Origin of the sequence: Acidaminococcus sp. BV3L6 (assembly GCF_000468835.1) — a bacterium.
In the GTDB taxonomy this organism is placed as follows: Bacteria; Bacillota; Negativicutes; order Acidaminococcales; family Acidaminococcaceae; genus Acidaminococcus; species Acidaminococcus intestini.
The window spans coordinates 92,057-102,399 of the sequence record NZ_AWUR01000034.1; the positions used below are offsets into that span (position 1 = coordinate 92,057).

Here is a 10,343-nt window from a genome sequence, read left to right on the forward strand (position 1 = left end):
TCCGCCTGCGCTCCTCATTAAGACTGCGTTCTTACGCCTCCCCCAATTTGAGCGAAGGATTGGCATTAAGATCAAGGGTGGCAAAGTCGTGAGCAAGATACTGATAATATCCCCGTACAGCAATCATGACAGCATTATCCGTACAGAGGATGGGCGTTGGATGGACAAGTTCCGCCCCCACGGAATCAGCGCCTTGGGCAAGGGCTTCCTGCAGATGGCGGTTAGCGGACACCCCGCCGGCCAGGACAACTTTCTTAAGTCCTGTCGCAATAAGAGCTTCCTTGCATTTGGTTACAAGAACGTCCACAATGGCTTCCTGGAAAGAAGCAGCCACGTCTTCCCGCTTGACCTCAAGACCGCGCTGTGCTTGTGCATGAAGATAGTTGATGACGGCAGATTTCAGGCCGCTGAAGCTAAAGTCATAGCTGTTGGGCAGAAGCGGACGCGGAAAATCAATGGCCTCCGCCTTGCCGGAAAGGGCGAGTTTTTCGATTTCCGGACCGCCAGGATAAGGCAGGCCCATAAAGCGGGCAATCTTATCAAAGGCTTCACCGGCTGCGTCATCACGGGTCTGACCTAAAAGGCGGAACGTGTTATAGTCTTCCACAACAAGCAGGGAGGTATGACCGCCAGACACAACCAAGGCCAAAAAAGGCGGTTTTAGATCCGGATCGGAAAGAAAATTGGCAAAAACATGCCCTTCCAAGTGATTGACTCCAATCAAGGGTTTTCCTGTTCCAAGCGCAAGCCCTTTTGCTGCACTGAGGCCGACAAGCAGGGCCCCTACAAGGCCCGGTCCGTAGGTGACAGCAATGGCGTCAATCTCCGTTAACCCAAGATGGGCCTTCTTGAGCGCCTCGTCAATGACGGGCATGACATGTTCGATATGTTTCCGGGACGCAATTTCCGGAACGACACCGCCAAATTTACGGTGTACCAAGATTTGTGTCGATACAACACTGGAGAGCACTTCCCGCCCGTTCCGGACGACGGATGCTGCGGTTTCATCACAACTGCTTTCAATGCCTAGGATGGTAAGATCTTTTTCCATCATGTTCCTTTCTTACATATCAGTAAGGAGAAGGCGCATGAGCACGGCGTCTTCCCCACTGTCTGCATAATAATGGGGCCGTTTTCCGCAGGAAAAAAAGCCCAAATGTTCATAGGTTTTACGGGCCGGCAGGTTGTGTTCCCTCACTTCAAGGGTCACTTCCTCCGCACCAAGATCCCGTGCCTTTTCAATCAGGGAAGCCACCAAAAAGAGCCCTTTTTTCTCACCCCGTCGGCCTGGATCGACAGCAAGACGCATAATCTGTGCTTCGCCGGCAACAAGCCAAAAACCGCCGTAAGCAATAGGCGTGCCGTCTTCAAACACGCCATAGTAATGGGCAAGCCGCCCTGTCAGTTCTTCCAAAAAGGTTTCCCTTTTCCACGCTAAGGAAAAGGCCCCTTCATCCATGGGAAGGACCCAGGAAAGATCCCCTTCCGTCAGCTCTCTTACTTCGATGGATGCCGCTTTTCCCATAGTTCCTCCGCCTCAGAGCGCCGGATGTAAAAAGGCTCCATTCCAAAATAATCGTAAAGGTCCCCCGGTTCATAGTTTTCCTGGGCAAGGATTGCAACAGAACTGGCTCTGGGCATGCGGGCACTTTCCGGTGCCATAGCAACCAGGAACCCCTCTTTTTTGGGGATGCGATGACATTCTCCCAAAAGGATCACAGGCCGGTCCTTTTGTTCCATAAGGGGAATGATTTCCTTCTGGGAAAGGATAGAAACCGGTTCCACTTCTTCCAGGCGTCCCTGGTCCCAAAGATATTGCCCTACATAAAGGTTTCCTTTCTGGGCATCAAGGACGGGGACAAGGAGTACTCCTGCCACAGGCAGGTTATAGCTGATGGCTTCCAAAGTGTCGACGGCACGCAGCGGAATCTTTAGGCTGTAAGCCAGGGCTTCCGCCGTCGCCATACCGATACGCAGTCCTGTAAAGGAGCCGGGACCGCGGCTTACGGCAATCAGTTCCAGCTCGCTTTTTTGAATATGGGTCCGTTCCAATAGGACCTCCAGTTGGGGCACGAGTCCTTCAGAATGGGTCATTCCAACATTGATATCCACTTCTCCCAGGATCTTTTCCCCATCACAAAGAGCAACGGAGGAGACCCGGGTCGATGTATCGATTCCAAGGGTCAGCACAATTCTTCCACCTTTCGTACAAGCGCTTCATAATGGGCACCATGGGGCACCAGTTCGGCCACTCGCCCAGCCCCCTCCTGACGGAGGGTAATGGACAAATGGTCTTCCGGCATCTCACAAGGGAAAAGTTCTGCCCATTCAATGAAGGTCACACCGGGAGCACCGACATATTCATAAAACCCGATATCATCCAATTCTTCACTGGAAGTCAGACGATAGAGGTCAAAATGCTGGAGAGTCAGCTTCTTCCCCCGATAGACATTCATGAGAGAAAACGTGGGACTTGATACGTCCCGTCTGTCCACGCCCAGTGTTTCTGCAATTTCCGTAACAAGGGTCGTCTTGCCGGCACCGAGGTCCCCGTCAAGAAGGACCACATCACCGTCACCAAGGACGGTTCCCAGGGCACGGCCCAATTTTTTTGTTTCGTTAAGCGTGGGACACGCGATGATCATGGCTTCCACCTTCCTTTACGGCGTCTATTATACCACACTTCCCCCTGACCTTTGCCAAAGTCTCCCAGAAAAGGAAGGGACTTCACAAGAAAACAAAAGGAGTGCTGCTTGATGGCAGCACTCCCTGGACGGGCAGTCAATCATCAATATGTGGACCGGCAGAGGCAATATCATCCGTGACCTTGCCTTCAAAGAGTTTCTTAAAGTTATCAATGAAGAGGCCGGCCAGTTTCTTTGCCATCTGATCGTAGGCATTCTTATCCGTCCACGTATTCCGCGGATTGAGGATCGTGCTCGGCACGTTGGGACAGGACTTAGGAATGGCAATGTCAAACATGGGCATGGTCGTCCAACCTTCTTCCCCCAGTTCATCATCAAGGGCTGCATGGATCATGGCCCGCGTATAGGCAAGCTTCATCCGCTTGCCAACGCCGTAAGGACCGCCGCTCCACCCCGTATTGACCAAGTACACATTGGTTTCGTGACGAGCAATCCGTTCACCCAAGAGTTTTGCATAGACAAGGGGCTGCAGGGGCAGAAAAGGTGCGCCAAAGGCAGTGGAGAACGTTGCCTGCGGTTCCGTAATGCCCCGTTCCGTCCCAGCGACCTTGCTCGTATACCCCGTCAGATAATGGTACATGGCCTGTTCCTTCGTAAGCTTTGAAATCGGAGGCAGAACGCCGAAAGCATCGGCCGTGAGGAGAATGATGTTCTTGGGATGGCCGGCACGGCTTGGAATCTTAGCATTGGGGATATAATTCAAAGGATAAGCCACGCGGGTATTTTCCGTGATGGTATTATCACTGAAATCAGGCGCTCCCGTCTTAGGGTCGACAACAACATTTTCCATGACGGCGCCAAAACGGACCGCGCGATAGATTTCAGGCTGACTGTCTTCGGTCAGGTCAATGCACTTGGCATAGCAGCCGCCTTCAACGTTGAAGACGCCGTTATCCCCCCAGCCATGTTCATCATCACCGATAAGAGCACGATGGGGATCTGCGGAAAGGGTCGTCTTCCCCGTACCGGAAAGCCCAAAGAAAAGGGCCACATCACCCTTGCTGCCTTCATTACAGGAGCAGTGCATGGAAAGAACATCCTGCTGGGGCAGGAGGAAGTTCATGACGGAGAAAATGGATTTTTTGAGTTCCCCAGCATAAAGACCACCGCCAATGAGGACAACTTTCTTGTCAAAGTTCAAAATGATGAAGGTTTCAGAGTTCGTTCCGTCAACAGCAGGATCTGCCATGACATCGGGCAGGGAAATGACCGTAAAGTCTTCCGGCACCGTACTTGGCTCATCCGTCTTGATGAATAACTGGCTGATGAAGACCGTCTGCCAGGCCATTTCATTAATGAACTTGACGCGGATCTGATAACTGGGATCGGCTCCGGCCTTGACGTTCTTTACATAGACACGATGAGTCTTGATGAACTTTTCACACTTGGCATAAAGCCGGTTGAAGGTCTCTTCCGTGCAGGCTTGGTTATTGTTCCAATTTACGATATCGTGGGTCAAGGGCGTATCGACAATGAACTTATCTTTCGGGGACCGTCCCGTATGGGTACCCGTCGTAACACGCAGGGCTCCCCGATCGGAGAACGTTCCTTCCCCATTGCGGATGGATGCTTCGATCAGTTCGCGGACACTCAGGTCCCGAACGACTTCTTTGGCTTCGGCCAGCAGCTTTTCACTATTCATGTCGTTACCTCTTCCTATGGTTAATTATTGAAGAAAAACCGTTTCATTCATAACACTCATTATATGACAGATTGTCCGCCTTGGCAACTCTAAGTATCTGAAAATTGCCTGCATTGACGGAAAATGCACTTTGGCGCTTATGGCCCACCGGGCCGCATTTTATCCCACTTTTACGTATTTTTTTTGAGATCATCCCTTAGAAAAAAGCGGACAGGCACCCCGCAAATGGAGTATTCTGTCCACTCATAAAAGACATCAGCAACATTTTATTTCTTCCGGTGTCAGATTGATAATCATTTTGCCTTCCCACTCCACACAATGGCTTCTTCTACGGAAAACGTAAGGCTCCCGTCTTCAAAAAGAAAACAGGGAATGCCTACATATCCGCCCTCCTTGACGGCCTGAAAGTCTTCACGGCTGTCACGGAGATGAAGAAATTCCTTCAGGAAGATCATGGTGCCCGTAATATCCTTGTACGTATAGGAAAGTCCTTTTTTGTCCAGGATGCACATAGCGGCAATCGTATCAGGGCAGACATGGCTGCCAAACATGGTAAAAGATTTCATGACTGTCTCCTTTTCAGCAAAAAAAGGGGGGCACTGCCCAAGCAGCCCCCCTCAGCATCATCAGTACAGGATTTTATTGGCAATGACAAGACGCTGGATCTGGTTGGTTCCTTCGTAGATCTGGAGAATCTTGGCATCACGCATCTTCTTTTCCATAGGATAGTCCTTCATATAGCCATAACCGCCCATAATCTGGACTGCATCTGTCGTGACTTCCATCGCCACATCAGAAGCAAAGCACTTGCTCATGGCTGCTTCCATGCCAAATTCAAGGCCCTGGTCACGCATCCAGCAGGCCTGCTGGACCATCAGGCGGGCGCCATGGACTTTCATGGCCATATCTGCCACCATGCCCTGGATGAGCTGGAAGGAAGAAATGGGCTGGCCAAACTGTCTTCTTTCCCGTGCGTAATGAGCTGCAATATCAAGCGCCGACTGAGCCACACCTACAGCTACGGAAGCAACGAAGGGACGGGCAGAATCAAGCGTCTGCATCGCAATGCGGAAGCCCTGGCCTTCCCGGCCTACGCGCATGGATTCAGGAACAACAACATCTTCCAGGATGAGCTCACACGTATTGGAAGGACGGATCCCCATCTTATCTTCCTTACGGCCAACAGAAAAGCCCGGTGTCCCCTTCGGGACGATAAAGCAGGTCAAGCCGCGGATCCCGCCTGTTTTACGCGTATTGGCAAAGACAAGGAAACTGTCAGCAATCCCGCCATTAGTAATAAAGACCTTGCTCCCGTTAAGGACATAATGGTCGCCTTCCTTGACGGCTTTCGTCGAAACACCGCCCGCGTCGGAACCAGCGTCCGGTTCAGTGAGGGCAAAAGCAGCCAAGCCGCCGTTATTGAGTAGATCACACTGATATTTCTTCTGTTCATCATTGCCAGCAATCAAGATAGGATAGGAAGCAAGAGCATTTGCAGCAATGGACGTAGCCACGCCAACACAGCCCTTACCCAGTTCTTCGTAAATCATGGCAATGGTCACACTGTCAAGGCCCGGTCCGCCATATTCTTCCGGGACAACTAGGTTCAGCAGCCCCATGTCCCCTGCTTTTTTGATAATTTCCGGACGGCAGGCATTGTTTTTATCCATTTCATCCGTGTAAGGAACGATTTCCTTTTCGACGAACTCCCGAACCATGGCCTGAAGTTCCAACTGTTCTTCCGTTAATGCGAAATCCATGTGATCCTCCTGATTATGATTTGTTTTCCCTAACGGGCTCCCTCTTGGTCTAGCCTAGCGGACCCGCCAGTCAGGCAAGTATTGACAAATGACTCATAGGTAGTTTTTATTTTACCACTTTTGGGGAATCTCGTCAAAATGGCCGACAACAAACATGGTGCCCGTCACATCAACCATTTTGCGTCCATCCGGTCCTTCAATATCAACACGGCAGACAATGGTGGAATGCCCCACGTGAATGAGGGTTGCCGTGGCGATGACGCGGCATTTTTCTGCGGTATTGCGGATGAAATTGACGGAGCTTGAAAGGGTGACAACCTTAGCTCCAATGCTGTAGCAGGCAGCTCCCATGGCCGTATCGGCCAGCGTAAAAAGAGCCCCGCCATGAACCACGCCGTAACGGTTCCCATGTTTTTTCGGGTCGACGTCCATAGCCATCTTACAAGCGCCGCAGGTCACTTCCAGGATGCTGATATCAGCCAGTTTCATAAAAGCATTTTCTTCGAATTTGTGGTACATCCATTCCTTGATTTCTTGGGCATTCATTACATTTGCCATGGAAAATCCTCCTCTACAAAATATAGACAGTGACGCGTCGTCTGCCCCACTCAAGGGCTTCCCGCCGGCTCATGAACGCAAGGTCGATCCGGTTTCCTTTGATGGCGCTGCCCACGTCAGCCGCGACCGCTTCCCCATAGCCCATGATATAGAGCTTGGTTCCCATGGGGATGATATAAGGATCGGTGGCCACAATCCCCTTGCGCAGGACGCGCCCGGTCGAAGTCATTCTTCCTACACCGGGATCCTGAGGGCTGTAGGCCGAGGCTTCCATGGTCCAGATCTTACGGTACCGACCAAAAGAAAGGCCGCTTTTTTTACTCATCAGGTTATAAAGGGGCCAATCTACGGAACCGGTTAATTTTTTGCCTTGTTTTTTCTGAAATGATAGGACAGCTTCCTTGGTTCCTTTACCAAACTCTCCATCAATTTCGCCCCGATAGAGTTTCAGCTCATGGAGCATCGATTGGACTTCTTCGACACGACGCCCCTTAGCACCGTACTGGGCCACTAGCTTGGCGGCCTGTACGCAACTAAGGGGCGCTGTCAAAAGAAGAAGGAGTGCCAGGAGGAAACCTAATTTCCTTACACGCACAGCTTCTCAACCTCCCTTACGGGAAGGATCAGATCATGTTGTCTAGGTAATCCGTATACAACGCTTCCAATTCTTCCATCTTACGATTTAATTGTACTTGAAGATTGGAGGCTTTGTCAAAATCTCCGTCAGCAAACGCTTTTTTGATTTGACTGAAAAGGCTCGTATTCGTGTCCGTATCCTTGGCAATTTCAACACGCAGGTCCTCTACACGCTGCCACAGTCCATCATCCCAAGCCGTTGACGAAGCCGTCTTCACGGGTTTCATGGCCTTGACCTTATTGCGGTCATTGGGGATAAGATGCTGGAGCAGTTCCGTCTGCCAGCGAATCAAGGCTCCTTCCTTGAAGGATTCAAGGTACAGCTTCTTTAATGTGTTGCCGCGGGTCAGGACTTCCACCTTTTCCGGATAGGCATCAAAGGCTTTCATGTTTTCCCAAACCGTTGCCGGCGGTTTGCCAAAGTACTTGTTCCGTTCGTCTTCCGTATAGTCCTCAAAGACGTTATCTTCAGCGCGATAGGCCCGATCTTTTTCAAGGTAGAATCCTTCTTCTCCCGGTTTCTTGGAGATTTCTTTTTCAAGGGCTTTTGTATCCTTGCCCGAACGCAAGACGGCAACAATTCCATCAAGGGCGGACAGGTAGAAAGCCGCCGTAACCATATAAGTGTTGGTAAAAGGATTGGGAGCCCGCATTTCGATACGCGTTGCCTTCGGGTTATCAACATCACGAATGAGACCAGCAAGGATGGTCCGATTACGGGTCGGCACATCATAGCTGCGGCCAAGACTCGTTACGATACAGATAGGGGCTTCAAATCCAGGTCTCAGACGGTTAAAAGCATCGGTCGTAGCCGAAACGATGGGGTTTACGACTTCATAGTTCTTGAGAATGCCCATGAGCACGCCATAGCCTACGGCAGAAAGAAAATCTTTCTTCATATCAGCAGGGCTCATGAGATTGATGATCTTACCGTCTTTCAGGCGGGCGGCAATCCCGACGTGAGTATGTTCACCGCTTCCGGCCACCCCGAAGATTGGTTTGGCTTGGAAAGAAACTTCAAGTCCATTGGAGCGGAAGATTTCCTTCACAACACTGCGGACCAGGATTTCATTATCCGCAGCCTGGAGCGGGGTCGAAAAACGCCAATCAATTTCCAGCTGTTCATTGACGTGGGTCATATTGCCGTTTTCATCGAGTTGGCCGCGGACACCGCCCACTTCCTTATGCCCCATTTCAGGGTTAAGACCATAGAGATTCAAGGTCTGGACGGCTTGTTCCAAGGAAGTCCGAACATTGCCGCGCGTACGCTGCCAATACTGTTCCTGCATGACCTGGGAAGAGGAAAGATCCGTTGTTGAAACATTTTCACGAGGAGTCTTGGTCCAGAACTCAAGTTCCGTTGCGCTGGTGAAAACAATTTCCTCGATTTCCTTGGGATCGCAGGCAAGGCCCGGGACGCTGCCTTCCTTCTTCATTTCCGCGAGCAGTTCCTTTCCCACATAATCAAGGGTGCTCTTAAGGATATAGCGGGAATCAACGAATTCGTTGTTGTGCTTCAAGAAGCAAGGGATGCGGAGCGTCCCAATCATCTTCCCGTTATCAGCATCAAAGTTTTCCGTGTTGTAGTCAACAAACCAGTTGACGCTGAGATCGGCCACCATGTCAACACGGGCGTCATCAAGAGAAGCCACGCCAGGCAGGACAACGGAAGAACCATCCGTCTGGGCCGTGTGTTCATAGAGCATGGTTTCCATATCATCGAGCAAAGCGCTGATAGGAACTTTTTCATCCGTATCGTTGCCAGCAAAATCAATGCCCATGAAAGAAACGAACTGGACTTCCGGATGCTGCAGGAGGATGGCTCTCAACGTATCCGGTGTGAGCTGGCTCGGTTTGATCACATAAAGAAGATCTTTCTGATACATAGTTTCATTACCCCTTTCCTATCTCGCCTATCTATCGACTTACACATTTGGTCTGCACCGCGGACAGCCATCCATCCACAATGTACACCCTTCAACAAGGAAGCAATCCGAGAGAATTGAATCTCCTCTTGAATTACATGGCTTATTATAGCATACGAAAAAAAGATTGCCTAGTCTTTTTTGCAAATTTTACGAACGTTTTATATTTTTATAATCTTAAAGTTTGAGTTTTTATCATATTTTTTTCATTTTCATCTATTTTTCTTCTCTTTTTTCGCGCATTTCCTTTATTTTCCCGAACTTTAGTAAATTAGATTATCCTAACAAGCCAAAGGCTCTGGCACAAAGGAGACTGACCATACCGATGGTTTCCCGTCCCACATAAGATGCAGGCTGTTCTGTCGTAAGGACGGCCAATAAGTAAGGCCGTTTTCCAAAGAAGATGCCTGCATCATGTTCCACGCCAGCAAGATTTCCACATTTATGGGCAACCTGCACAAAGTCAGGAAGATTGCGTCTAAGGCCTCCCTCCTGCTGCTGACGGGCAAGAAGGGAAATCATCCAGCGGCCGAGGGGGCTGCCTGTTTTAGCAGTCTCGCAGATTACACGCAGCAGATGAACTGTGTCATCAGCGCTTGTCCAATTGTCCCTTTCTTTTTCCCCTGACGCATCAGCCATCATCAAGCGTCCCAAGTGAGTCTGTGCAAGGCCCAACTTTTTTGCTCTTTCATTGATGGCCTTCATGCCCAGTCTATCTATCAGCTGATTGGCCGCTTCGTTGTCACTGACAATGATCATGAGCGTGGCCAGTTCCTCCAGCGTGAAAGTGTGCCCAATTTTCAATTCCTTTATGATTCCATCACCGCCAGTTATGGCTGACCCTAAAATGGAGATTGCTTCCTTAAGGTTTGCCCTGCCTCGCCTGACTTCTTCACAAAGTTCCACAAGAACAAGAAGCTTGATGAGACTTGCCGAAGGCAGTTCATTTTTTCCTCCGATGGAAAACCCCTGCTTCTCCGTAAGGAGCCAGCAACTGACTGCGGTCTTGCCCGGGCGCTTTGCAAGATACATCTCCACATCCTTTTGCAATGCATCCCATGTTTCCACAACAATTCCTCCTTTCACAAAAAGAGAGGTTCTATAATTTATTTTGGGG

Annotated in this window: 11 protein-coding genes; all 11 read right to left on the reverse strand. The window is 50.2% G+C overall.

Features of this window, described 5'->3' with window-relative positions; all coding sequences use genetic code 11:
- Window positions 1-31: 31 nt before the first annotated feature.
- Window positions 32-1,054, reverse strand: a complete 1,023-nt coding sequence (gene tsaD, locus HMPREF1246_RS06695; protein ID WP_021737046.1) for a tRNA (adenosine(37)-N6)-threonylcarbamoyltransferase complex transferase subunit TsaD — start codon at window positions 1,052-1,054, stop codon at window positions 32-34.
- Window positions 1,055-1,063: 9 nt separating this feature from the next.
- Complete coding sequence (gene rimI, locus HMPREF1246_RS06700) at window positions 1,064-1,525, reverse strand: ribosomal protein S18-alanine N-acetyltransferase (RefSeq protein WP_009014891.1); 462 nt, start codon at window positions 1,523-1,525, stop codon at window positions 1,064-1,066.
- Complete coding sequence (tsaB, locus tag HMPREF1246_RS06705; protein ID WP_009014892.1) at window positions 1,498-2,190, reverse strand: tRNA (adenosine(37)-N6)-threonylcarbamoyltransferase complex dimerization subunit type 1 TsaB; 693 nt, start codon at window positions 2,188-2,190, stop codon at window positions 1,498-1,500. Before tsaB ends, rimI begins: the two co-directional genes overlap by 28 nt.
- Entirely contained in the window at window positions 2,184-2,645 is a 462-nt protein-coding gene (gene tsaE, locus HMPREF1246_RS06710) for a tRNA (adenosine(37)-N6)-threonylcarbamoyltransferase complex ATPase subunit type 1 TsaE (protein ID WP_009014893.1), read from the reverse strand. Before tsaE ends, tsaB begins: the two co-directional genes overlap by 7 nt.
- Window positions 2,646-2,781: 136 nt before the next feature.
- On the reverse strand, window positions 2,782-4,347 hold the full coding sequence (gene pckA / locus HMPREF1246_RS06715) for a phosphoenolpyruvate carboxykinase (ATP) (RefSeq protein ID WP_021737029.1): 1,566 nt from the start codon (window positions 4,345-4,347) through the stop codon (window positions 2,782-2,784).
- 293 nt (window positions 4,348-4,640) lie between these two features.
- Window positions 4,641-4,913: a hypothetical protein gene (locus tag HMPREF1246_RS06720; protein WP_016459725.1), complete on the reverse strand. Its 273-nt coding sequence runs from the start codon at window positions 4,911-4,913 to the stop codon at window positions 4,641-4,643.
- 60 nt (window positions 4,914-4,973) lie between these two features.
- Window positions 4,974-6,107, reverse strand: coding sequence for an acyl-CoA dehydrogenase family protein (locus tag HMPREF1246_RS06725; protein ID WP_009014896.1), 1,134 nt, complete (start codon window positions 6,105-6,107; stop codon window positions 4,974-4,976).
- 111 nt (window positions 6,108-6,218) lie between these two features.
- Window positions 6,219-6,665: a PaaI family thioesterase gene (locus HMPREF1246_RS06730; protein WP_009014897.1), complete on the reverse strand. Its 447-nt coding sequence runs from the start codon at window positions 6,663-6,665 to the stop codon at window positions 6,219-6,221.
- A 13-nt stretch (window positions 6,666-6,678) separates the two neighbouring features.
- The gene (locus tag HMPREF1246_RS06735; RefSeq protein WP_035224495.1) at window positions 6,679-7,260 is read right to left on the reverse strand and encodes a 3D domain-containing protein; all 582 of its coding nucleotides are present in this window, start codon (window positions 7,258-7,260) and stop codon (window positions 6,679-6,681) included.
- Between the two features lie 28 nt (window positions 7,261-7,288).
- Window positions 7,289-9,187 carry a glutamine synthetase gene (locus HMPREF1246_RS06740; RefSeq protein ID WP_009014899.1) on the reverse strand — a complete coding sequence of 633 codons (1,899 nt, stop codon included), beginning with the start codon at window positions 9,185-9,187 and terminating at the stop codon, window positions 7,289-7,291.
- A 315-nt stretch (window positions 9,188-9,502) separates the two neighbouring features.
- Window positions 9,503-10,294, reverse strand: coding sequence for a serine hydrolase (locus HMPREF1246_RS06745; protein ID WP_021737010.1), 792 nt, complete (start codon window positions 10,292-10,294; stop codon window positions 9,503-9,505).
- Window positions 10,295-10,343 lie beyond the last annotated feature (49 nt).